This window comes from Trueperella bonasi (genome assembly GCF_030811535.1).
In the GTDB taxonomy this organism is placed as follows: Bacteria; Actinomycetota; Actinomycetes; order Actinomycetales; family Actinomycetaceae; genus Trueperella; species Trueperella bonasi.
The window spans coordinates 1,103,934-1,128,369 of sequence record NZ_JAUSQX010000001.1; the positions used below are offsets into that span (position 1 = coordinate 1,103,934).

A 24,436-nucleotide genomic window follows, 5' to 3' on the forward strand; every position below is an offset into this window, starting at 1 on the left:
GCTGAAACGTTCACTAAAACTCCCAGACTCACAGCAAATGGCCGGGTGGGTGGCTAGAGTGGCTACTTTTGCGCGACGACGGTGGACTGGTAGCGATACAGGTCAGCTCGGTAAATGTGGAACCCCCACTCGACGATCTTCCCACGCGCATCGAATGCCGTGCGGTCGATGGTGAGCACGGGGTCGCGCATCGAGATCGAAAGCAACGCTGCCTCGCGCTTATTGGGACGCTCAGCACCCACGGACTGGCGAGTTGAAGTCGGTGAATTTCCGCTGGCGCGCAGCAGTTCATACAGGCCGGACGTCTCCAGCGCGTCTCGGGGTGGCACAATCGCGGCAGGTAACCAGTTGTACAGAATCGCCACGGGCTCACCGTCCCGCAAGCGTAGCCTTTCAAGTTCCACCACGGACGCCTCGACCTCAATCCCCAACTGCTTCGCGATGGCCTCAGTTGCGCGCCGGTGATTGTACTGCAGTATATGAGTGCTTGATTCGTGGCCAGCCTCTTGGATCTCCTCGTGTAGTGACGGTAATTGGAGCAGCTGGTGATGGGGGTTCGGGGAAACGATCGTGCCAACTCCCCGGCGTCGTTGAAGAAGGCCGGCCTCGACCAGCGTTTGCAAAGCTTGACGCGCAGTCGGCCGGGAAACTTGCAAACGCTTGGCCAGTGAAACCTCGTTCTCAATAGGTGTGCCTGGACGCAAAACGCCATCGAGGATTGCGCGCCTGATCGGCGCCGAAATTTGAGCATGGAGGGGCGCGCTCGAATTGCGATCCAGCTCGATAGCCGGCCGAAACTTTTCGATCATGGCCCTCCTGTGAATTTCTCTTGTGCGTCCTATCTCAGTTTATTGGCACGTGCTGGAAAACGATACAAAACTTATATGTCATGACATATGCTGTTGTCCATTGGAAAGGAATTCTGAAAGAAAATTTCATAAACGGCTAAATTGCACGCTTTAATGGCTTCGTTTTTCACTCACCTATAACACTATGAATCGAGGATCTGACCAAATGCTTCTTCAGGCCACTCAGATCAGCAAGCACTACCCCGGAGTGCAAGCTCTGGATCGAGTCAATTTCGATCTGGAGGCCGGGCAGATCCACGCCCTCGTTGGTGAGAACGGTGCGGGCAAGTCCACGCTCATGAAAATCTTCGGTGGGATCGTGCGTCCCGATTCGGGCGTGATCACACTTGACGGCAACCCCGCACAGTTTAGTAACCCGCTCCAGGCCCAGCAGGCCGGCATCGCACTCATCCACCAAGAACTCAACCTGATGTCCGACCTCACCGTGGCACAAAATATCTTCTTCGGTCGCGAACCGAAGCGGGGCCCTGTGATTGACGATGCCGCAATGGTGCGGCAGGCTTCGAAGATTCTGCAGCGAATCGGCCTCGACGTCAATCCTGGAATGAAGCTCGGCACCCTGACCGTAGCCGGGCGTCAAATGGTCGAAATCGCCAAGGCTTTATCCATGGATGCTCGCGTGCTCATCATGGATGAGCCAACAGCCGCGCTATCCGCACACGAGGTCGAGCAACTTTTCGCGATGACGCGCGAGTTCATTGCCGGCGGCATCGGGCCGATAACGGGAGTAGACAGCGAGGAGCCGCCGACGCCGGGCCACCCCGGCCAGCGCGCGGTTATCTACATTTCGCACCGGCTCGACGAAATCCAGGAGCTGTGCAGCCACGTGTCCATTTTGCGCGACGGCCGCAACGTCTCCACCGACCGAACCTCCGAACTCACCCGGCAAGAAATGATTGCCCGCATGGTCGGCCGCGCCATCGACACCTCGCACCGGCCACAACCAGCGCCGAGCGCTGGAACCGGCACGGCCCCCGACGTGAGGCCTGGCCCCGACGCGATCGGCTTCGAAGTCCGGAACCTCAACGCGGGCATGGTCACCGACCTTTCTTTTACGGTCAACAAAGGCGAAATCTTCGGCGTCGCAGGCCTTGTCGGAGCAGGGCGAACCGAAGCCGCGCGGGCAATAGTCGGCGCGGACGCGAAGGAAACTGGCACCGTCGTCGTCGGCGGAAAGGAAGCCCGCATCGCCACGGTGGAAGACGCCGTGCGGGCCGGGATCGGCTACCTCTCGGAAGACCGCAAAGAGTACGGCCTCCTGCTCGAACAGTCGATCACGCAAAACGTTGCGCTGCCTTCGTTGGGGCAGTGGGCGAACGTGGGCGGAATTATCGACGACGCCGAAGCGGCGGGCATCGCGCAAAAGGCCGTGGACGAGCTGGGTATTGCCACGCCGTCCACCGCTCAGGCCGTGCGGAATCTTTCGGGCGGGAACCAGCAGAAGGTCGTGATCGCTAAGTGGGTGGCGCGTAACTGCGACGTGCTGATTTTCGATGAGCCAACCCGCGGGGTCGACGTCGGCGCCAAAGACGATATCTACACCCTCATGGAAGATCTCGCCGCCGAAGGCAAAACCATCATCGTCATTTCCTCGGAAATCGAGGAACTGCTTCGGGTGTGCCACCGGATCGGCGTTATGTGCGAGGGCCGCCTCACCGGCACGCTTACCAACGCCGAGGCCACTTCGGAAAAAATCATGGAACTGGCCACCCGCTTCGGCGCCGGGCACCAAGCCGCCGGCTGCGAGACCGCCGCGCACGAAAAGGAAAGAGAACAATGAATCCAATTGACCCCGATCGCGCCCTTGTGGCGGAGGCAACCACCGAAGCGAAAACCACGGCGGAGGCGCAGCCGCAGGCGAAAGAGCGCGGCCCGCAGACCAGAGCGCGCGGCCCGCTCGGGTGGATGCGTAGCATGTACAAACGCCATCCCGCCCAGGTGCTGATCGTCGTTTCTGAGCTCGCTCTGATCGTGATCTTCTCCGTGATCAGCCCGTACTTCCTCGATCTTGGCAACATTTCGGCGCTGCTGCTGGATGCCTCCGTGTACATCTTGTTGGCGCTCGGGCTCACGTTCGTGATCGCCACCGGCGGTATCGACCTGACTCCAGGATTCGGTATGGCCTTCACCGGTGTGATCACGGCGCTCGTCATGACCAATGTGGGCGGGCCGATGTGGTTGGCGATCGCCGCAGGAATCGCGGCTGGAATTGCAGCCGGCCTGGCGCTTGGCACAGTGAACGGCTTCCTTGTGGCCAAACTCAACATGCAACCAATGGTGGCAACGCTTGCCATGATGCTCGTGGCCTGGGGTGCGGCGCTGTCGATCACCGGCACGTCGTCGATCCCGCTCAACGACTACCGCCCTTTCCTCGCGCTCGGCAACGGCAAAACCTTCGGGCTGACCAACGCGATCTACGTGTGCATCCTCGCCGCGATTATCGCGCATGTGCTCCTTAAACACACGCTGATCGGCAGGTATGCGCTCGCGATGGGCTCCAACGAGGAGGCCACTCGGATGTCAGGCGTGAACGTCGAGAAGTGGAAGTGGCGAGTTTACGCGCTGGCCGGCATGTTTACCGGCCTTGCGGGAGTGCTCATGGCGTCGCGGCTTGCCTCCGGTAAGCCCGACGTCGGTCAATCCTACGAAATGTATGCGATCGCCGCGGCCGTGCTCGGCGGGGCCTCGCTGCGCGGCGGCCAGGCATCGGTGTTCGGCTCGGTGATCGGCGCGATCCTCATCGCAACAATCCGCAACGGCGCCGTGCACATGGGCGTATCGGATCAGAACCAGAAGATTTTGCTCGGCGTGGTCGTGTTGATTGCAGTGTACCTTGACGTGCGCCGGCCAAAGGAGCGCGCATGATTCGGCGTTTTGAACGACGACGTCGGGCGGCGCTCGCCACACTGATCGGCGCGCTCACTTTCGGGCTGGCCGGATGTGCCGGGCTCGGAGAGCGCTTGACCGACTCCGACGATAAGTTGGACATCGCCGTCGTCGCCAAAGGATATGCAAGCCCATTCTGGGCGGCCGTTCAGTCCGGTGCTTTCGCCGCGGGGGAGGACTTGGGCGTCAACGTCACGTTCAACGGGCCGGACACCGAATCTGACGTGGTGCGCCAGGTGGACCAAATCAACCTCGCACACGTCATGGCCCCGGACGCGTTCGTGTTCTCGGCGCTGGATTCATCGGCCTCGGTGATCGCGTTGGAGCAATTCGTCGAATCGGGGATCCCCGTGGTGGCCTTCGACTCGGGCGTGCCGGGCTCCGATATCCCGATCTCGACGGTAGCGACGAACAACCGAGCGGCCGCCGCTGCCGCCGCCGCGCACATGATCGAGCTGACCGGGGGCGAGGGCGAAGTGGCGATCCTCGCGCAATCCTCCACATCCGTGACCGGCACCGACCGGCGTGACGGCTTCGTCGACCACCTCGCCGAGCACGCGCCCGACCTCAAAGTTGTGGATATCCAATACAATGATTCCGATCAGGCCAAGGCCGAACAGCAGGCCTCGGCCATCATTCAGGCCCACCCCAATTTGAGCGGCATTTTTGCAACTGACGACGACGGCGCCGTGGCCGCCGCGCAAACCGCCCGACGGGTGGGGGCCGATGTTCACGTGATCGGATTCGACTCGGGAGCGGTGCAGGTGCAGTTGGTCCGCGAGGGCCATATGGCCGGGGCGGTCACCCAAAACCCGTATTTGATGGGCTACATCGCGGTGGAGACGGCAGTGAAAGCGGCGCGCGGTGAAGAGGTTGAACCGGTGATCGACTCGGGCTTTTACTGGTATGACGCCGAGAATCTGGATGATCCCGATATTCAGAAGGCGATCTACGATTAGGGGCTTGAGCCGCCGGAGGGACGGCTCACCCGAGGAGGCGACGAATGACGTCGGCGGGGTTGGGAACATGCCTGGCGCCTTGCCCCTCGGCCCGGCGTAGCGTGTCGGAATCGGCCGAGCGCAGCTGGCCAGAATCCGCCCAGCGAACCAGCTCCTCCGAGGTTGGCGCGGAAGCGGACCCGCCGGGGCGCTCCACGGTCCAAGCTGCCGTGACCTGGCCGAGCACAGCCGCCTCAACCAGCGAAGCGCCGGCCACGAGTCCGCGCACAAGCCCGGCCGTAAACGAATCGCCCGCTCCCGTGGTATCGAGAGCTTTCACTGTGATTGCGGGGAGCTCGATGAACGTCGGCTCGGTGTAGGGCGGGGCGCCGCCCGCTGGTTCATCTCCCCGGGAGCTGCCGAGCTCAGCCGCCATCGCTCCCCGTTCCGCCACGATCGCACCCCTTTCGCCGCGCGTGATCACCATGGCCGGCACCGCCTCCAAGAATTTAGCGGCCCCCTTGAAACAGCAATCTTCCTGCGTGTATTTCAAGCATTCGACCTCGTTGGGAACGAAGATGTCCGCCTCCGCGATCGGCGCCATGTTCTCCAGATCCCACTTCTGGGCGGGATCCCAGCACGAATCGACAATCACGGTAGTGCCGGCTTCGCGCCAGCGGCGCACCGTATCGCGAGCTGCGGAAAGATACGGCACTGAAGCTAATAAGTAGTCTGGCGCGGGCATATCGGCCGGCGGCAAAGGAGCACCATCCTCACCCCAAGTGGTCAAGGCGCGATCGCCGTCGAAAAACTGGGCGATCGTCACGGACTGCCGCTCGACAGTCGTCGACCCATCGAAGCGAACGTCCTCCCCGTCAAGCAGTTCGCGCACCCACCGGCCGGCCCGGTCGGTGCCGAAAGCCGTGAGAATGTTGACGTCCAGCCCGAGGCGCGCGCAGGCCACAGCCTGATTGGCGACCCCGCCGGCCATGATCTCCCCACCGTCGACCCACTGCTCCTCGCCGGGAACGGGCGCGTGCTTGAGCCCGTAGCTGACGATGTCCAAGAAGATCGGCCCGGCCGCTACCACTTGCGCTTTGTGCATGCGCCCAGCATACCCATAGATAGCTACAATGCGCGCGGCGTTGATCGGCGGCGGGCGCAGCCGTAGTCTGGAGGTGAGATCCTCAGCAGACCCGGAAGGCGCTATGAAACTTACTCTCATCGGCGGTGGCGGTTTCCGTGTGCCGCATATGGCTTCGGTGTTCCAAGAAGGCTCGAGCGTGCGGCTGAGCGAGCTGGTCCTCTATGACATCGACGCCGAGCGGCTTGCGACGATGCGCAACGTTCTCGAGCAGCTCGGTTTGATGGGCGCGATAGGGAAGGTGACCACGACGACGTCGCTCGAGGAAGCCGTGCGCGGGACGGACTACGTGTTCTCGGCGATGCGGATCTCGGGTGCGTGCGGGCGAGTGATTGATGAGCGCGAGGCGCTCGACCGGGGGCTTCTTGGCCAGGAAACTGTGGGGATCGCGGGCTATGCTTACGCCTTTCGGCAGATCCCCGAAGCGCTCCGGTTGGCCGAGGCCGTGCGCGATCTCGCGCCCGAGGCGTGGATTATGAACTTCACGAATCCGGCGGGAATTATCACGCAGGCGATGCGCCGGGTGTTTCCCAAGGTGGTGAGCATTTGCGATACGCCGATTGGGATGGTGCGGCGGGCGATGCACCTGATGGAGCTCGACGAGGCGGAGGTGGACTTCGATTACGTGGGGCTGAATCATTTGGGGTGGTTGCGGTCGATGAAGGTGGGCGGCGTGGATTACCTGCCGAAGCTTCTTGGCGACGACGAGCTTTTGCCGCAAATGGAAGAAGCCAAAGAGATCGGCATGGACTGGATTCGTGCACTTGGCATGATGCCGAACGAGTACCTGTTCTATTACTACAAGAACCGGGAAGTGGTGGCGAGGCTTCGCGAGGGGGAAACTCGCGGCGAGTTTTTGGTGCGCCAGCAGGGTGATTTTTATGAGGGGGCGGCCGCTGATCCGGAGGGCTCGGGGGAGCTGTGGCGGCGCGTGAATGCCGAGCGGGACGCGACGTATATGGCCGAGGCACGCGAAGAGGGCGAGGCCCGCCCACTTGCCGATGTTGATACCGGCGGTTACCAGCGCGTGGCGCTTGAGCTGATGGATGGGCTGACCAATGGTAACCCCTCGAATTTTCAGATGATCTTGGGTGTTGGGAACACGGATGCCGATGACTATGCGGAGAACGGACTACTGGTGCCCGAACTTCGCGAAGACGCGATCATTGAGCTGCCATGCACCGTGGATTCGGATGGTATCCACCCGCGGCGGCCCGGCCCGGTGACCGGCCCGCCGCTCGGGCTCATGACTGCGGTGAAGGCGTGCGAGGAACTGGTGATTGATGCGGCACTCGCGGGGGATAAGACCCTCGCCTGGAAGGCGCTTGGCCATCATCCGCTTGTTGATTCCATTGATGTGGCAAAGGACGTGCTCGAGGCGTACATCCGGGCGAACCCGGATATTGGGAGGGTGTTCGAACGCTGAGTTGCTGCGGCAGGGCTTATCCCAAGAGTGCGAGGGGGACGACAGCAACGCCGTCGCTCCGCCGGTATGCATCTTTGCCGGTTGTGATGATGACCTTGTCGATTAATCGTTCGCCAATTTGATCGCCTAACCAGTGTAGGTCGGAAACATCTGAATCGGATACAGTTTTGGCAAGTTTGACTTCGAAACCGAGCACATTCCCGTCGTACCGCTCAGCGACTGCATCAACTTCGTGCTCTCCGCCTTTAGTTCGTAGGTGGAAGACACGCGCCTCAGCGGCTTGGCTAGCCGCTCGAATCGTCATAACTGCTAGAGATTCAAAAAGCTGACCGAAAATTTCTCCGGTCCCGGGGCTGGCGCTCGCTAGTAGTTCGGGTGTGAGATTGAGCAGGTGAGCGGCAATGCCTGGATCGCTTAGCTGGTGTTTTGGTCCGGTGTTAAGGCGTTTGAATGGATTGGCATTTGGCAGCCAGGCTTCAACGGGGTCAAGAATCCACAGTTTGGTGAGCATGTCACGGTACGTTAAGGCCGTGCTTTTGGCGACTTTGTCGTCGTCCGCTGGTGTGGCCGCGTTGAGGATGGTTGTGTACGAGGCCGTGGTTGATGACGCTGCCGCGTATGCGGCCAGCCATGCCCGTAGCGCGGCGGGCCGCCGGACATTGAGGCCTTGGTCTGGAATGTCCCGATCGATAATACGGTCAACGTATCCTGCGATGGCTGTGCGGTGTGGTCGGCCAGAGAGTTGGAAAATATCGGGCAGTCCGGTTTCGCATACGGCTCGTGCATAATCGGATAGCTCGAAGTGGGTATGCCCAGTGATTGTTGCGCGCCCAGCGAAGAGATCGCTAATCCAAACAGACGGTTGAGTACTTGGACGTTCTGCCAGAGAAAATGGGCGCATCCGCAAAGACACGATTCGCCCCGCGCCGGAATGAGTGTCCGTGCCATCAATAGGTGTGGCGGATCCGGTAAATAGAAAAGTAGTGTCTGACTTGGCGTCGATGAGTCGGCGGGCTGCGTCCCAAAGTGGTGGGTAATGTTGCCACTCGTCAATCAGCACCACAGGTGCAGACGTCAAGAGATTATGCGCGTCGGCTGCGACTATTTGGCGCGTCGCTGGATTGTCGATCGCAAAAGTTTTCGCGGCACGGCGCGCGGCTGTTTCCGTCTTGCCAATTCCTTTAGGGCCATCAATGGCAATTCCTGGCAGTGTGTCCAATAAATCATCCAGTTCGTCGTCAATATATCGTCCGAGATAGGTGGAGGTGGAACTAGGTAACATGGTGCTTTCAGGTTTCTATCAGTCGTTTCGTCGGCATTCTATCAGTCGTTTCGTCGGCACTTGGGAGCCCGGACGCAGGAACGTAAACGAAGAGTTCCAAGGCCGGGCTCCCACCCGCGTGGAAGCAGCTCCCACCCGCGCTGATCAATCCGTACTCACACGGCTTGCCCGGCTAGAAGAAATCCGGCGCCGGCATACCCACGTACACGGTCTGCAGGTAGTCCTCGATGCCTTCTTTGCCGCCCTCGCGGCCCATGCCCGAATGCTTCATGCCGCCAAACGGAGCGCCGGCATTGGAAATCGTTGCGGAGTTAACGCCCAGCATGCCAATTTCCAGCCGCTCGGCAAGGCGCATCACGCGGTTCATGTCCTTGGTGTGGAAGTAGCCGCCAAGGCCAACCGAGTCTTTGTTGATCGTCTTGATCAGTTCGGCCTCGTCCTCAAAGCGAATCACGGGCGCGACCGGTCCGAAGATTTCGTCCTTCACGATGTCGGATTCAGGGTCGACATCTACCAGCACTGTCGGTTCGAGGAAGAATCCGGTGTTGAACGGCTTCCCGCCACCGGCCGCGATCTTTGCGCCGGCTTCGACGGCGCGGTCGATCATTGCGGAAACATCTTCGAGCTGTTTTTCGGACACGAGCGGTCCAACGTCCACGCCGTCTTCAAGCCCATTGCCCACCTTCTTTGCGGCAATCCGCGCCGTAAACTTTTCGGCGAATTCCTCGTAGACGTCCGTGTGGACGAAGAAGTGATCGGCCGCGTTGCAGGCCTCGCCCATGTTACGCAGCTTTGTAGCGACGGCGGCCTCCACGGCCTTGTCAATATCCGCATCCTCGAAGACGATGAACGGCGCATTTCCGCCGAGCTCCATGGAGGTGCGCAGCACGTTGTCGGCAGCTTCTTTGAGGAGTGCCTTGCCCACCTGGGTGGATCCGGTGAACGAAATTTTACGCATGCGCGGATCTTGGATGAGCGGGCCGGTAATCGGCCGCGAGCGCTTTGAGGGCAGCACGGCGAACACGCCCTTGGGCAGCCCGGCTTCGTTCATGATCTGCGCGAAGAGCAAAGCCGTCAACGGAGTGTCCTGCGAAGGGCGCATAATCGCCACGTTTCCGGCAGCGAATGCGGGCCCAGCCTTGCGGGTGGCCATCGCGAGTGGGAAGTTCCACGGGGTGATAAATAGGCATGGGCCGACGGGGCGGCGTACGACGACGGCCTGCAGGTGGCCTTCAGGCACCCGGAAGTAGTCGCCACGGATACGGGCGGCCTCTTCGGAGAACCAGCGCAAGAATTCTGCTCCGTATGTGACCTCACCGTAGGACTGGTCGAGGGGCTTGCCCATTTCGAGTGTCATGACGGTGGCCAGGTCATCCCGGTATTTGCCGGTGGCAAGGTCAAAGGCGCGGCGGAGAATTTCTGCGCGCTCGCGAGGAGCCGTGACCGCCCAATCCCACTGGGCTTCGGCCGCGAGGTCCATAGCGCGAGCGGCATCTTCGGGCGTCGCGTCCGCTACGGTGGTCAGCACTTCGCCGGTGGCCGGGTTAAGCACGTCGAAGCGTTCGCCGGATGAGGAGTCGGTAAATTCGCCGTTGATGAAAATTCCGGTTGGAATCCTTGCGAGGAGGTCTGTGATTCGTGATTCTGCCATGGGTTTGCCTTTCCGCTTTGGCGCACATCGGCGTGCGCTTTGTGGTTTGTGGAGCGGTATTCGATTTTAAGAGTTTAGTAATTTGGCCCTGTGACCTGCCGTTTTAGAGGTAATTTGGGTCAATTTCCAAAATCGCCTTGACGTCGAAGCATTTTGCAACGAAGATCATATACAAGATCATATACGATCTGCGTCGAAGGGGCACATGCCTCTGAGGCAAATACTGAGAGGGCTATCGCTCTTGAAGGAAAATCTGGAGTCGTGCAAAGGAGCGGGCTTTGAGCCACAACATCGTTTCCCAAACCCTCGGCCGCGAGGTCGGCAAGATTATCGCCGTCCACCTGTCCTATCCGTCGCGTGCAAAGCAGCGTGGCCGTATCCCCGCCGAGGCTTCGTACTTCATGAAGGCTTCGTCCTCGTTGACCGGTCCCGGTGAGGTCACCCGCCCGGAAAATACCGATCTATTGGTTTTCGAGGCGGAGATCGCCGTCATTATTGGTAAGCCGGCGCGAAATGTTTCCGAAGAAAACGCGTGGAATTACGTCAGCCACGTCACGGCAGCGAACGATATGGGGCTGCTTGATTTCCGCGCGGCAGATAAGGGCTCTAACGTGCGCTCCAAGTCGGGCGATGGGATGACCCCGATCGGCCCGCAGCTGATTGATGCCACCAAGATTTCGCCTGATGCTTTGCGTGTGAAGGCCACCGTGGATGGCAAGGTGGTTCAGGATGATTCCTCTTCCACGCTCCTGTTCTCCTTCGCGCACTTCATCGCTGACCTTTCGCGCTTCATGACCCTCGAGCCCGGCGACGTGATCCTAACCGGCACGCCGTCGGGTTCTTCGGTTTTGCAGCCGGGCCAGTCGGTCACGGTTGAGGTGTATTCGGAAGACGATCCGTCGATGACGTCCGGTGAGTTGACGACGACGGTCGTGGCCGGCGATCCGGTGGCGGACATCGGCTCGGCCCCGAAGGCGGATGAAAAGCAGAAGATCGACGCTTGGGGTTCGCGCGAAGAAGCGGGCCTCGAACCAGAATTTGAGTTGACCGACGATCTGCGCGAACGCCTATCCAAGCTCGCGCTCGCAACGCTTTCCTCGCAGATGCGCCAAAAGGGCTATCCGAACGTTTCCATCGATGGAGTTCACCCGCAAACCCCGGGAACAAAGCTCGTCGGCCGGGCTCGCACGCTGCGCTACGTCGGCCACCGCCCGGACCTGTTCAAGAAATTCGGCGGCGGATATAACGCTCAAAAGCGCGCAATCGACTCGGTCAACCCGGGCGAGGTGCTCGTCATGGAGGCCCGAGGCTACGAACACGCGGGCACACTCGGTGACATTCTCGCTCTGCGCGCCAAGGTGCGCGGCGCGGCAGGCATCATCACCGACGGCGCGGTGCGCGATTGGGCGCCGGTTGAAGAGGTCGGCCTGCCCGTGTTCGCGCAAGGCGCCCACCCATCCGTGCTCGGTCGGGTCCACATCCCGTGGGATACCGACGTCACCATCACCTGTGGCGGCGTGGCCGTTCAGCCTGGCGACGTGATCGTTGGCGACGACGACGGCGCGATCGTCATCCCACCGCACATGGTTGAGGAACTGGTTGCCGACGCCGAGCAGCAGGAATCCGAAGAAGAATTTATCGCGGAAATGGTTGCGAACGGCGAGTCTGTGGACGGCCTGTATCCGCTCAATGCCCAGTGGCGCGATCGCTACAACGAGTGGCTTTCAGCTAAATAACGATACCAACTGCTAACGAGTTCGAAAGAGGACATCATGGCACAAAAGCCTGCGGGAATTCCCGAAGAAATTAAGCATTACATCAACGGTGAGTACGTGGATTCGAAGTCGGGTGAAAGATTCGACATTCTCGAGCCAACCACCAACGAAAACTACCTGAGCGCACCGCTGGGTGGTCAGGAAGAAGCGGATGCAGCCGTCGCAGCAGCTAAGGCAGCATTTGACGAGGGTTCGTGGGCGAACATGCTTCCGCGCGCCCGCTGGAAGATCCTCAACGCGATCGCGGACGAAGTTGCAAAGATCAACGACGAGCTCGCCGAAATCGAGTCCTTTGATTCCGGTCTGCCGATCCGCCAGGCCCGCGGCCAGGCAAACCGCGCTGCGGAGAACTTCCGCTTCTTTGCCGATCTGATCGTGGCGAATGAGGATAAGGCGTTCTCGATGCCCGGCCGCCAAATTAACTACGTGAACCGCAAGCCGCACGGCGTCGCTATTTTGATTACCCCGTGGAACACGCCGTTCATGCAGGAATCGTGGAAGCTCGCTCCGGCGCTCGCCTCCGGTGCCACCGTCGTGCTCAAGCCCGCCGAGTTCACCCCGGTTTCGGCCTCGTTGTGGCCGGGAATCATGGAGCGCGCGGGCGTTCCCAAGGGCGTGTTTAACATTGTTTACGGTGATGGCACGACGGGCGACAAGCTCGTCACGCACCCGGATGCGCCGCTGGTGTCCTTCACCGGTTCGCTTGCTACCGGCAAGAAGATCTTCGAGCGTTCCGCGCCGTACATGAAGCATCTTTCGCTTGAGCTCGGTGGTAAGTCGCCGGCCATTATTTTCGAGGATGCAGACTTTGAAAAGGCTCTCGACTCCACGCTCTTTGGTGTTTTCTCGCTTAATGGTGAGCGCTGCACGGCTTCATCGCGTCTGCTGGTCCAGCGTTCGATTTACGACAAGTTCGTTGAGGCCTATGCCGAGCGTGCCAAGAAGGTTGTCGTTGGCCCGCCGTCGGACGAAAAGTCGGAAATCGCGGCACTGGTTCACCCGGAGCACTACGAGAAGGTCACCTCTTACATTGAAATCGGTAAGAACGAAGGCCGCCTCGTCGCCGGTGGTGGGCGCCCTGAGCACCTTCCCGAGGGCAATTACGTTGAGGCCACCGTGTTCGCGGACGTGCCGGCCGATGCCCGGATTTTCCAGGAAGAAATCTTCGGTCCCGTCGTCGCTATCACGCCTTTCGATACGGAGGAAGAAGCGATCGAATTGGCCAACGACGTCGAATACGGGTTAGCAGCCTACGTGTGGACGAACGACATCGCCCGCGCGCATAACGTCGCCCACCAAATCGAATCCGGCATGGTCTGGATTAACTCGCACAACGTTCGCGACCTGCGCACCCCGTTTGGCGGCGTGAAGGGTTCGGGCCTTGGCCACGAAGGTGGCTACCGCTCGCTCGACTTCTACTCCGTCCAGCAGGCCATACACGTCACCCTCGGCGACGTGCACACCACGCGTTTCGGTGCCACCGGATACGCAGACAACGATCTTGGCCTCGGAGGACCGAGCGCCTAACACACTTGGCGGGCACGCCTGGTCCACCTAGCGTGCCCGCCGCTCGTTTTGAGCAATATTAAAAATCTGCCGACCCTCAACGGAGAGGCATCAGCCAAAGGAGACTGAATATGTCCGATTACACGAAGCAGCCACAGGCACCAGCACCAGATATTGTGCGTTGTGCATACATGGAGCTCGTCGTCACCGATCTGGAAAAGTCGCGCCACTTTTACGTGGACGTTCTCAACCTGGTGGTGACTAAAGAAACCGAGGATGCGATCTACTTGCGCTCGGCCGAAGAGTTCATCCACCACAACCTGATCCTGCGCAAGGGGCCAGAGGCAGCGGTGGCGGTTTTCGCGTTCCGCGTGCGCAGTCAGGAGGAAGTGGAGAAGGCTGCGGCTTTCTACGAAGAGCTCGGTTGCGAGGTGCGCCGGGGTGATTTCGTCGACGGCGTTCGCAACGCCGTGCGTGTTGTGGATCCGCTAGGCTTCCCGTACGAGTTCTTCTTCGAGGTAGACCACGTTGAGCGTTTGGCTTGGGCATACGACCGGCAGGCTCCAGGTGAACTCGTGCGCCTTGATCACTTTAACCAGGTCACACCAGATGTGCCAAACGCGGTTAAGTACATGGAAAATCTTGGCTTCCGCGTTACGGAAGATATCAAGGACGATGAGGGAACGACGTACGCCGCTTGGGTACGCCGCAAGCCCACTGTTCATGACACCGCCATGACAGGTGGAGATGGCCCGCGCATGCACCATATCGCGTTCGCAACCCACGAAAAGCACAACATTCTCGCGATCTGCGATAAGCTCGGCGCCCTGCGCATGTCCGATCAGATCGAGCGTGGCCCCGGCCGCCACGGCGTCTCCAACGCCTTCTACCTGTACCTGCGCGATCCGGATGGCCACCGCGTTGAAATTTACACCCAGGACTACTGGACCGGTGATCCGGACAACCCAGTCGTCACGTGGGACGTTCATGACAACCAGCGTCGTGACTGGTGGGGCACGCCCGTCGTACCGTCCTGGTACACGGACGCCTCGCGCGTGCTCGACCTCGACGGCAACCTCCAGCCGCTCGTCGAGCGCACCGACGCACGCGAAATGGACGTCACCATTGGTGCGGACGGCTTCTCCTATACCCGCAAGGGCGATGAAGAGAAGGGCTTCAAGCTAGGAGAACAAATCTGATGGCACCAGAAGCACATCCACACAACCGCGAGGACCTCGTTCTTTCAACCAAGAAGAGCGAAGATCGTCGCGTTGCCGTTGGCACACTCGTTGGCACCGCCGTCGAATGGTACGACTTCTTCATCTATGCGAACGCGGCGGCAATCGTTTTTGCGCCGCTGTTCTTCGATCCGTTCGTTCAGGGCGCGGGAGAAATTGCCGGCCGACTAATTTCCTTCGCGACGGTCGGTATTTCCTTCTTCTTCCGCCCGCTTGGCGCTGCGATTGCAGGCCACTACGGCGATAAGCTCGGCCGCAAAGCCATGCTCGTCGCCACCCTGCTAATGATGGGTATTGCCACCTTTGTGATCGGCTTGCTGCCCACGTACGCAAGCGCGGGCGTCATCGCACCGATCGCACTGCTTATCCTCCGTATTTTGCAGGGCCTAGCGGCCGGCGGGGAATGGGGCGGTGCGGCTCTCATGGCCGTCGAACACGCACCCGTGAAAAAGCGTGGCCTGTACGGCGGCTTCCCGCAGATCGGCGTGCCGCTAGGCATGCTGATGGCAACTCTCGTGCTGACTGTCGTATCCGTGCTGACCACCGACGAGCAGTTCATGAGCTGGGGTTGGCGAGTGCCCTTCCTCTTCTCGCTCGTTTTGATCGGCATCGGCATGTGGATCCGCCTCGGCGTTTCCGAATCGCCAGTCATGGAAGAAATTCGTGAAGCGGACGAGAAGGACGAACAGGTTCGCCTCCCGATCGTTGACATGTTCAAGACCGCCTGGAAGCCGCTCATCCAAAGCGCGCTCGTCTTCGCCGGAAACGGTGTAGCAGGCTATATGATCACCGGCGGCTTCATCCTGTCTTACACCACGCAAGATCGCGGCCTAGATCGGGACACGATCCTGAACTTCATCTCGATCACGGCCGTCATGTGGATCATCTCCACAATCTTCTCGGCATGGCTTTCGGACAAGATCGGCCGCAAGCCCGTGTACATGATCGGCTTCGTCATCCAGATCGTTTGGGTATGGGTACTGTTCGGCTTCGTCCAAAACGGCACCATGACCCAGATCCTGCTCGGAATGCTGGTGTGGGCAATACCCATTGGCTTCACCTACGGTCCGCAAGCGGCAATGTTCGCCGAAATGTTCCCGGCGAAGATCCGCTACTCGGGTGCAGGCCTCGGTAACGCCTTCGGCGCGATCCTCGGCGGCGCATTCGCTCCGCTCATCGCCACTTACCTTGTGGCGCAGACTGGCACAACGAACTCGGTGGCAATCTACATCGCGATCGTCACGGTTGTTGCGGCGATCGCGCTCGTGACCATTCCGAATTCAACCGGCCGCGACCTCAGCCCGGCAGCCGACGGCGAAATCAACGCCGAGATCGAAAAGATCGCGGCCGAAGAAGAGGGCGTCATCGAAACAACCTTCGAACGCGGAGCTGGTTTCTAAGGTTACACGTAGAATCTCTACAGAGATTCAACCAAAGCTGTGGGGCCATTCCCGGCCCCACAGCAACAACAAGAAAGTAGAAAGTCCATGGGAATGCAGAAGTCGAAATCCGCCGGAGTATACGAGGCCGTCCGAGAAGCCATCGTAACCGGCCGGTTCTCGCCAGGCTACAAGCTGACCATCAGCACGCTAGCCAAAGAGTTCGGCGTATCTGCTGTTCCCGTGCGTGAAGCCATCCGCTGGCTTCAGGCAGAAGGACTCGTCGAATACACCCATAATGTCGGTGCGCAAGTCACGCACGTGGATGTTTCAGGCTACGCGGATGCGCTGCGGGTTCTCGCACTGCTTGAAGGTATGGCGACGGCGTCGTCGGCACCTTACCTGAACGAAAGCCACATCGACGAGGCGCGTAAACTCAATGAGGACATGCGCTACCTCGTCGACGCCCCGGTTTTTGATTCGGCGAACTACCGCAAACTCAACAACGATTTTCACGCGGTGTTGACTTCGCAATGCCCTAATCCTCGCCTCATTGACTTGATGAATATAGAAGCGGAGCGGGTTTCGCTGATGCGCCGCACGTCATTCGAATTCGACGAGCAGCGCTCGACGTCCTCCGTCGAACAGCATTCGCATCTGCTGAAACTTATGACAACTGGCGCAACGGCCCAGGAGATCGAGGCCTACGCCCGCGCGCACAAGTTGGAGTCGCTGGAGCGATCACTCCGGGACGCCGCATAGATGAAAGGTTTTTACAGTGCAATTTCACCACCACGGTTACATTTCCGAAGATCCCCGCGTCAAAATTGTTGACGACGCTTGCGTTGACCGCAATCCGGACCTGCCCGACGAAGTAGATGTTCTGATCGTGGGCTCGGGCCCCGCCGGAATGATCACGGCCGCGCAGCTGTCAGTTTTCCCTGATATTGAGGCAAGGATTATTGATAAGCGCGACGGGCGGCTGCCGCTTGGTCACGCGGACGGTATCCAGTCCCGTTCGGTCGAAACTTTCCAAGCTTTCGGTTTTGCCGAGGAAATCATTGAAGAAGGCTACAGAATTACGGAGACGGCGTTCTGGAAGCCCGATCCAGACAACCCCGATCACATTGTGCGTACCGGTTGGACTGACGACGACCCGTCCGGGCTTTCCGAATTCCCGCACCTGATTGTGAACCAGGCCCGCGTACTCGACTATTTCCGCCGCTTCATGAGCCGTCAATCCTCGCGTATGCCGGTCAATTTCGGCTGGGATTTCGTGACCCTCAAGATCAATGAAGGTGAGGAATACCCGGTTGAGTGCGAGATCATCGGAAGCGGTGCCGATAACGAAGGTGAGAAGCGGACGGTACGTGCCAAGTACGTCGTCGGCGGAGACGGCGCCCGCTCCAACGTACGCGCAGCGATCGGCGCAAAGAATTCCCGCGTGATCTCCAACCACGCGTGGGGCGTGGCCGATATCCTCGTGGATACGGACTTCCCGGATGCGATGACGAAGGCGATCATTAACTCCAGCCACGGATCGATCCTCCACATTCCACGCGAGGGCGGCTACTTATTCCGTACCTACGTGGATCTTGGCGAGGTACCGGAAGACGACAACCACCAGGTCCGCAACACTCCGCTCGAAGAAATCGTGGCCAAGGGCAACCGCATCATGGCTCCGTACTCCTACGAAGTTAAAGAGGTTGCCTGGTGGTCGGTCTACGAAGTTGGGCACCGGGTAACCGAACGTTTCGACGACGTGCTACCGGAAAACCGCGGCTCGCAAGATCCGCGCGTGTTCATCGCTGGCGATGCCTGCCATACCCATTCGGCGAAGGCAGGCCAGGGCATGAACGTGTCCATGCAGGACGGCTTCAACCTCGGTTGGAAGCTCGCCCAGGTGCTGCGCGGATACTCCTCGCCGGCACTGCTCAATACCTATAATTCCGAGCGTCAGCCAGTGGCGCAGGACTTGATCGATTTTGATCTCGAGTGGTCGAGCCGCATGGCTGCCACTGCTGCGGACGATGAGTCGATCGAGGAATTCTACGTTCGTACGTGGGAGTTCCCATCCGGGTTTAGAACCGAGTACCCGCCGTCGTTGCTGATCGCCTCCGATGCGAAGCAGGAGTTGGCCACCGGATACCCGCTGGGCAAGCGCTTTAAGTCGGCGCGCGTCATGCGCCGCTCGGACGCTCATGACGTCCACCTTGGCCACCTGCACGAGGCGGACGGCCGCTGGCGGATCTACGTGTTCGCCGATCGCCCGAAGGCCGACGCGCAAGATTCAAAGGTACGTGCGTTCGGTGACTGGCTCGAAAATTCGCCGGACTCTCCGGTTGTGCGGCATACCAAGCCGGGCGACGACGTCAACTCGGTATTTGACGTGAAGGTGATCTACCAGCAGCCGCACCGCGAGTTCGAACTTGGTGATGCGCCGGAGATTTTCCGGCCGCGCGTTGGAAAGTGGCAGCTCGAAGATAAGAATCAGGTGTTCGGTATCATCCACCACCCGGGTATTCCCGAGAAGCGCGATGCGGTGGTTCCGATGACGACCAATCTATTCCAGAAGGAAGACATCTTCGACATGCGTGGTATCTCCCGCGATGGTGCAGTTATCGTGGTTCGCCCCGACATGTACGTGGCGCACATTGCCTCGCTGGAAGACACACAGTCCATCGCGGATTTCTTCGCTCCGATTTTTGATCTGAGCTAAGCGCTGCTGGATGGAATCTTGCTTTGGGTGGCCGCTCGCGATCCGCGGGCGGCCACCGGAGCAACGATCATTGAAAAGGGACATCATGCTTGAAAAATCAGTACTTGAAGAGATTGCGGCCGAGTTGGCCGAGGCTGATCGCACGCGCAGTGTGATGCCTCGAATTACCGCACGCTACCCGGAGGCCACGGTAGAGGACAGCTACGCTATTCAGGCCGCGTGGCGCGATCGTGAAGTTGCCGCTGGCCGGAAGATCGTGGGCCGGAAGATCGGGCTCACGTCGAAGGCCATGCAGGCTGCGACTGGGATTTCGGAGCCGGATTACGGCGTTATGTTTGAAGACACGGTGTATGAAAACGGTTCCGTGATCGACTATGACCGGTTCTTGAATGTTCGCATCGAGGTGGAACTGGCGTTTGTGCTCAAGGATTCACTCGAGGGGCCGAACTGCACGTTGTTCGACGTGTTGCGGGCCACCGAATACGTGACCCCTGCGCTGGAGATTCTCAACTCGCATATCGAGCTTGAGGGGCGGACCATCGTGGATACGATCTCGGACAATGCGGCTTATGGCGGGATGATCTTGGGCGGAAATCCCACCCGGCCGGAAGACATCGACCTGCGGTGGGTGGGTGCGCTCTTGTATAAGAACGAGACGATCGAGGAGACCGGCGTTGCCGCCGGGGTTCTCAACCATCCGGCAACCGGCGTGGCGTGGCTGGCGAATAAATTCCACCAGCACGGGGATCGTTTGGAGGCCGGCGAGATTATTCTGGCCGGATCTTTCACGCGGCCCATGTGGGTTGAGCGCGGCGATACTGTTCTATGTGATTACGGGCCGATGGGGACGATCTCATGTCGTTTCGTGTAGAACTTCCCCCGACTTTTGCGCAGAGGCTTTCTGAGCAGCGCGGCGCGGACTTAGGTCAGCCGCACGGCGGAGGGCGTTCGCTTATCGGCATGTGGGTAACCTCAGGCTCGCAGGTGAACGCCGAGATTGCGGCCGGTTCCGGGCTTGACTGGATTTTGATCGACGGCGAGCACGCGCCGCTTTCGCTGGCGGACATCCAGGGGCAGTTGCAGGCGATTGCACCCTATCCGGCTACGCCGGTTGTGCGCGTGCCGTTTAACGATCAGGTGATGATCAAACAGTATCTCGACTTAGGCGCGCAGAACCTGTTGGTGCCAATGGTGCATACTGCGGACGACGCCCGGGCAGCTGTGCGTTCGCTGCGGTATCCGCCGGAGGGCGTGCGCGGGGTTGGTTCGGCGCTCGCGCGCGGGGCCCGGTGGAACCGGGTTGAAAACTATTTGACTCGTGCCAACGATGAGCTCGTTTCGCTGATTGTGCAGATCGAATCGGCCGAGGCTGTTGAAAACGCGCAGGCTATTGCCGAGGTTGACGGCGTTGATGCCATCTTTATCGGACCTTCCGATCTGGCTGCCTCGATGGGGCTGATTGGTCAGCAGGGCCATCCCGATGTGGTCGCCAATGTTCACAAAGCAATCGAAGCCGGGCGCGCGGCTGGCAAGCCGGTTGGGATCAATGCCTTCGATCCGAAGCTGGCGAATAGTTATATCGATGCCGGGATTGATTTCATCCTGGTCGGGGCGGATGTGGCGATCTTGGCCCGGCAATCCGAGGCTTTGGCCGTGCAGTACATAGACGCCCGCGAGGGTAGGGATGCAGGCGAGGAGCCAGATTCTTACTAGGGCTTTAGGCCTCGTGACATTTGAGGGACGAATCCGGGCCGATCTTCGTATTTAGCAAGATCTGGCTGGGTTCGTCCCTCAAATTTTTGTTCTCGAAAATATTTGGCGCTTTTCTGCGTTAGTGCGCAAGGGTGCTCATAGTCCTAAACTGGGAAAGATGAAACCCGCACATTAGGTAGGTTGCAATATGAGTAATAAACCGGATCTTGATCAGACGCAGAATGATTCGTATGAACCTTCTGATGAGCTTGTGAGCCTAACCAATAGCGAAGACCTTGGGGTCGCTCTTGATGGGCTTGGCGATGGTTTCCTCTTTGAATACGAAACCAAGTCAGACGATTCAGAAATTCTGCGATTTGAGGATATTCCCGAATTCCAGTTTGAAAATATTGAGAGTGTGATTTCAAAAGTCGCGAATGCGAGCACCCTTACCGGAAATGGGATAACACTGTACCAATCTTTGAAAGGACTCTACGCTCTTGCTCCGGAGACCCAGATGTTGCTCGGCACAGGTGCCAAGTTATCAACTAAAGGTGGGGCGAAAATTGGTTCCGTGATGAAAAACGGAAAAATAATCGCACAAGCGAGATTCGTTCCGGTGTCCCTCGCCGGAGTCGGAGCGATCATGGGGGAAATCGGGCCCGCAGTCGCAATGATAGTGATCCAGCGACAAATTGATCGAATCGCTGAACAGAATCAACGGAACATTGCAATCTCTAAACAAATTCTCGATGAGGCTAGAAGGGAACGAGAGAATGAGTTTCAGGGCCACCAAGACTCGCTTTCAAACGCACTGAAGGAAGTTGTAGAGATCGGAGGGATGACCGACACGACGTGGGATCAGGTCAGAGCTTCGGATCCGAAGATTAATGAGTTTAGGCGTCGATACAACAAAGATATCGATTCGCACGTCTCCAAAATTCGAGAGTTTCAGGAGGAAAAGCTCTGCGATTATCTGCTTGATAACGGTGAAAAAATTATTAAGGATGCCTACGCGCAAATTGATTCCTTGGTGCTCTACGCGCGATACCGAGTTTTGCGCGCGCTTCGTGCTAAGCAACTCGCTCCGCACGATCCAAGTGAAGCCCTTCATTATGAAAAATTGACACGTGAAACGCCAAATGAACTCGATGACTATCTTGATGAGATTCGCGAGCTGACTGTCTCGCTCTATCGAGAGCTCGACCATATTGTTCGGCTTGATGGGAGACGCACCTTTAAGGATCCCCTAAAGAAAGATAGGAGAAGGGTAAAAGAACGTGCCGAAGGTTTGTTACTTGCTTTGGAACCACTCGTGGAAAAGCTGAGCCCCAAACACGCTTCGGTGAACATCCCCGAAATTGTATGCTCGCCGGAGGAAATGGATATTGAATCGTACTTGAAGATTCTTCGGTGGTCTTTGGACGCGGATGAGATAGTCGAGGTCATTGCATTTGTAAATGAATCCGATTTGAACTTGAAAATTGATGGCTTTAGGTCCGCAGTTGGCAAGGTATCTGGAGTTCTAAAATTGCCGAAACTCGATTTTGCTGGGAATTTCGTTGTTTTAACAAATGAGCGTTTGCTGGTTGCCGAGGCCAAAAAATTTATGCAGACCGGTAAGTTCTCCCATAAGATTCCGCGTGATGATGTGAAATATGTGCGGCCACGAGCAAATAACAAGGATGGGAATCAGCCGAAGATCCGTCTCACATGCACAAATGAAGACATCGATTTGGTGTTTGGGAATGAGGTAGACAGCGATCAGTTGGATGCTTTTGAGGGTCTCTTGCTAGAAATTCCTACGGAAAGCGAGCTCCCAACACCGATTGAATCTTCCGAATCAGTACAAGATCAAGGATAGATACGCCAGATGCGAGGGGTTGGTCAGATGCGAGGGGATCTTCCCCTCGCGTTTAACCACAACCCCTCGCAGGTGGGCGGATTCTCGAGCTGTGCGTGTGGCCGCTCGAGTTGCTCTGGTTAGCCTTCGATGTCTGGGTTGACGTCCACAAACGGGGTAATCGGCTCCACTTCCTCGCGCACCTTCTGAGCTTCAGCCTCGGATGTGATCCCCTCCGCCTTGTCTTCCGCTTCGCAACGCGCCCTGTACTGGTCGATCTCGTTTTGGCGGGTCGTCTTGTTCCAACCGAGGAGCTCAGCTGCGATATCCGCAACCTCCTCCGCTTGGTCCAAACCGCGGTTACGATGCTCGTACTGCAAGCGAGTGCGGCGGGTTAGAAGATCTTCCAGGTGAAGTGCGCCTTCATGGAGAACGCCGAAAGCGATCTCTGCCCGCAGGTATTCTTCCGCACCCTCAAGGCCCTTACCGAGTGTCTCATCTTCTTCGATCATCTCGAGAATCTTCATCGTATCCGTGCCGTACCGATCCAGGAGATCCTCGATGTGGTCCAACGAGAGCCCGGACTCGTCAACAAGGCGATGACGCGAATCCCACAACGCTTGATATCCGGCTGCGCCAACAAGCGGCGTATCTTTCGTGCGGCACTCACGCTCGGCTAGATTCGCCGTCTTGAGTGCGAAATCGACCGCGTCTTCCGCCATTTGCCTGTACGAGGTCAGTTTGCCGCCGGCAATAACTGTCAGCCCCGGTGCGGCCTCTGTGACCGTATGCTCGCGAGATACCTTGGTGGACTTCGACTCGTCTCCATCCAAAGTTCCCGGCTGGAGCAGTGGGCGAAGGCCAGCGAACGTGCCAACCACGTCATCCTTCGACAGCTTGTCGGCTAGTACCGAATTAGCCTGCTCGAGCACATAATCGATGTCCTCTTTATTTGCCACAGGTTCGAGCCTGTTCTCGTGATACGCCGTATCGGTCGTACCGATCACCCAGTAGCGCTTCCACGGAATAATGAAGAGAACCGACTTCTCCGTGCGTAGGAAAATTCCGACCTTGGAACGAATTCGATCCTTAGGAACAACGATATGGATACCCTTGGATGCCAGAACTTTGAGACCGCCACCCGTCTCCGCCAGTGACTGCGTCTTTTCGGTCCACACGCCGGTTGCGTTAATGACCGCCTTCGCGCGAATATCGTATTCGTCGCCAGTCAGGGAATCACGAACCTTCGCACCAATGACGCGCTTGCCTTCCTTGAGCAGCTCGACCACTTGAGTGCGATTTGCTGCGTAGGCGCCGAACTGTGCTGCCGAACGAACAAGATTGACCACCAGCCGTGCGTCGTCGACGCGCGCATCGTAGTAGACGAGTGAACCGATGAGCGATGACGGATCAAGCGCCGGCGCCAATTCGAGGGAACTCTTCTTCGAATGATGCTTCTGGACTGGCACGGAGCCGCGATGGTAGCTCTGCGCAATCGCGTCATACATTCCAACGCCCACTGCCGAATAGCTCCGCTCGATGACACGCATCTTCAGCGGCCACAAGAACGGCTGAGCCTTGACCAGATGCGGAGCCGTCTTAGTGAGAAGCAAGCCGCGCTCGCGTAAAGATTCCGCCACGAGTGCGAAATTTAGCTGGTAAAGATAGCGTAAACCGCCATGCACGAGCTTCGAGGAACGCGACGACGTGCCGGACGCCCAATCCTGAGCTTCCACGATGCCGGTGCGCAGCCCGCGTGTGGCGGCATCAAATGCGATACCCGCGCCAGTCACGCCACCGCCGATCACGAGGATGTCGAGCTCTTCCTCCGTCATCGCCTTGAGTGATTCTGTGCGAGTTTCTGCTGAAAGTGTTGACGTATACACGAGTTCCTCCAAACTGTTGCTGTCACATCAGCCTCCGTTGGCTGATATATTATGGACGTCCACATTTTTCACGGATATAACAAGTTTAATCGGGTGTTGCGTGGCTAACAAGGTGGTGCACATCTGTTAATAGTTCCAAGGCTAACTGCACGTTTGCTTGCCCCCGGAACAGCTCGCGCCTCGGCAGAAAAATGAGGGACGA

General features: G+C 58.7%; 18 protein-coding genes. 13 read left to right on the top strand and 5 right to left on the bottom strand.

The window, feature by feature from the left end:
* Window positions 1–62 precede the first annotated feature (62 nt).
* Window positions 63–809, bottom strand: coding sequence for a GntR family transcriptional regulator (locus J2S70_RS05185; protein ID WP_307682675.1), 747 nt, complete (start codon window positions 807–809; stop codon window positions 63–65).
* 184 nt (window positions 810–993) lie between these two features.
* Here J2S70_RS05185 and J2S70_RS05190 point away from each other — a divergent pair, with 184 nt between their 5' ends.
* From J2S70_RS05190 to J2S70_RS05200, 3 genes are read left to right on the top strand one after another with little or no spacing between them, the layout of a single operon-like run.
* On the top strand, window positions 994–2,649 hold the full coding sequence (locus tag J2S70_RS05190; protein ID WP_307682676.1) for a sugar ABC transporter ATP-binding protein: 1,656 nt from the start codon (window positions 994–996) through the stop codon (window positions 2,647–2,649).
* Window positions 2,646–3,734, top strand: a complete 1,089-nt coding sequence (locus J2S70_RS05195; protein ID WP_307682677.1) for an ABC transporter permease — start codon at window positions 2,646–2,648, stop codon at window positions 3,732–3,734. The genes J2S70_RS05190 and J2S70_RS05195 overlap by 4 nt, the downstream gene beginning before the upstream one ends.
* Window positions 3,731–4,714, top strand: coding sequence for an ABC transporter substrate-binding protein (locus J2S70_RS05200; protein WP_307682678.1), 984 nt, complete (start codon window positions 3,731–3,733; stop codon window positions 4,712–4,714). Before J2S70_RS05195 ends, J2S70_RS05200 begins: the two co-directional genes overlap by 4 nt.
* 25 nt (window positions 4,715–4,739) lie before the next feature.
* On the opposite strand, the gene J2S70_RS05205 is transcribed toward J2S70_RS05200, so the two are convergent.
* Window positions 4,740–5,798 (bottom strand): carbohydrate kinase family protein, encoded by a 1,059-nt coding sequence (locus tag J2S70_RS05205; RefSeq protein ID WP_307682679.1) that lies wholly within the window; start codon window positions 5,796–5,798, stop codon window positions 4,740–4,742.
* A 103-nt stretch (window positions 5,799–5,901) separates the two neighbouring features.
* Between J2S70_RS05205 and J2S70_RS05210 the strand changes: the two genes are divergently transcribed.
* Window positions 5,902–7,263 carry a family 4 glycosyl hydrolase gene (locus J2S70_RS05210; RefSeq protein WP_307682680.1) on the top strand — a complete coding sequence of 454 codons (1,362 nt, stop codon included), beginning with the start codon at window positions 5,902–5,904 and terminating at the stop codon, window positions 7,261–7,263.
* 16 nt (window positions 7,264–7,279) lie between these two features.
* Here J2S70_RS05210 and J2S70_RS05215 read toward each other — a convergent pair whose 3' ends face one another.
* Both J2S70_RS05215 and J2S70_RS05220 read right to left on the bottom strand, forming a co-directional pair.
* A complete protein-coding gene (locus tag J2S70_RS05215; protein ID WP_307682681.1) occupies window positions 7,280–8,545 on the bottom strand; it encodes an ATP-binding protein in 1,266 nt (421 codons plus the stop codon).
* 172 nt (window positions 8,546–8,717) lie between these two features.
* Window positions 8,718–10,196: an NAD-dependent succinate-semialdehyde dehydrogenase gene (locus J2S70_RS05220; protein WP_307682682.1), complete on the bottom strand. Its 1,479-nt coding sequence runs from the start codon at window positions 10,194–10,196 to the stop codon at window positions 8,718–8,720.
* Between the two features lie 278 nt (window positions 10,197–10,474).
* On the opposite strand from J2S70_RS05220, the gene J2S70_RS05225 reads away from it, so the two are divergent.
* The 9 genes from J2S70_RS05225 (at window position 10,475) to J2S70_RS05265 (ending at window position 22,369) form a co-directional block, all read left to right on the top strand.
* Window positions 10,475–11,932 (top strand): fumarylacetoacetate hydrolase family protein, encoded by a 1,458-nt coding sequence (locus tag J2S70_RS05225; RefSeq protein ID WP_307682683.1) that lies wholly within the window; start codon window positions 10,475–10,477, stop codon window positions 11,930–11,932.
* Window positions 11,933–11,968: 36 nt separating this feature from the next.
* Window positions 11,969–13,498 (top strand): aldehyde dehydrogenase, encoded by a 1,530-nt coding sequence (locus tag J2S70_RS05230; RefSeq protein ID WP_307682684.1) that lies wholly within the window; start codon window positions 11,969–11,971, stop codon window positions 13,496–13,498.
* Between the two features lie 110 nt (window positions 13,499–13,608).
* Window positions 13,609–14,676 carry a 3,4-dihydroxyphenylacetate 2,3-dioxygenase gene (gene hpaD / locus J2S70_RS05235; protein WP_307682685.1) on the top strand — a complete coding sequence of 356 codons (1,068 nt, stop codon included), beginning with the start codon at window positions 13,609–13,611 and terminating at the stop codon, window positions 14,674–14,676.
* Window positions 14,676–16,115 carry an MFS transporter gene (locus J2S70_RS05240; protein ID WP_307682686.1) on the top strand — a complete coding sequence of 480 codons (1,440 nt, stop codon included), beginning with the start codon at window positions 14,676–14,678 and terminating at the stop codon, window positions 16,113–16,115. The genes hpaD and J2S70_RS05240 overlap by 1 nt, the downstream gene beginning before the upstream one ends.
* Before the next feature lie 87 nt (window positions 16,116–16,202).
* Window positions 16,203–16,856, top strand: a complete 654-nt coding sequence (locus tag J2S70_RS05245; RefSeq protein WP_307682687.1) for a GntR family transcriptional regulator — start codon at window positions 16,203–16,205, stop codon at window positions 16,854–16,856.
* Window positions 16,857–16,872: 16 nt separating this feature from the next.
* Window positions 16,873–18,813: an FAD-dependent monooxygenase gene (locus J2S70_RS05250; RefSeq protein ID WP_307682688.1), complete on the top strand. Its 1,941-nt coding sequence runs from the start codon at window positions 16,873–16,875 to the stop codon at window positions 18,811–18,813.
* An 85-nt stretch (window positions 18,814–18,898) separates the two neighbouring features.
* Window positions 18,899–19,684 (top strand): 2-oxo-hept-4-ene-1,7-dioate hydratase, encoded by a 786-nt coding sequence (gene hpaH, locus J2S70_RS05255; RefSeq protein ID WP_307682689.1) that lies wholly within the window; start codon window positions 18,899–18,901, stop codon window positions 19,682–19,684.
* Window positions 19,669–20,526: an HpcH/HpaI aldolase family protein gene (locus tag J2S70_RS05260; protein WP_307682690.1), complete on the top strand. Its 858-nt coding sequence runs from the start codon at window positions 19,669–19,671 to the stop codon at window positions 20,524–20,526. The genes hpaH and J2S70_RS05260 overlap by 16 nt, the downstream gene beginning before the upstream one ends.
* A 187-nt stretch (window positions 20,527–20,713) precedes the next feature.
* A complete protein-coding gene (locus J2S70_RS05265) occupies window positions 20,714–22,369 on the top strand; it encodes a hypothetical protein (protein ID WP_307682691.1) in 1,656 nt (551 codons plus the stop codon).
* A gap of 119 nt (window positions 22,370–22,488) precedes the next feature.
* Here the strand turns inward: J2S70_RS05265 and J2S70_RS05270 are convergent, their stop codons facing one another.
* Window positions 22,489–24,234, bottom strand: a complete 1,746-nt coding sequence (locus J2S70_RS05270) for a glycerol-3-phosphate dehydrogenase/oxidase (RefSeq protein ID WP_407702634.1) — start codon at window positions 24,232–24,234, stop codon at window positions 22,489–22,491.
* Window positions 24,235–24,436 lie beyond the last annotated feature (202 nt).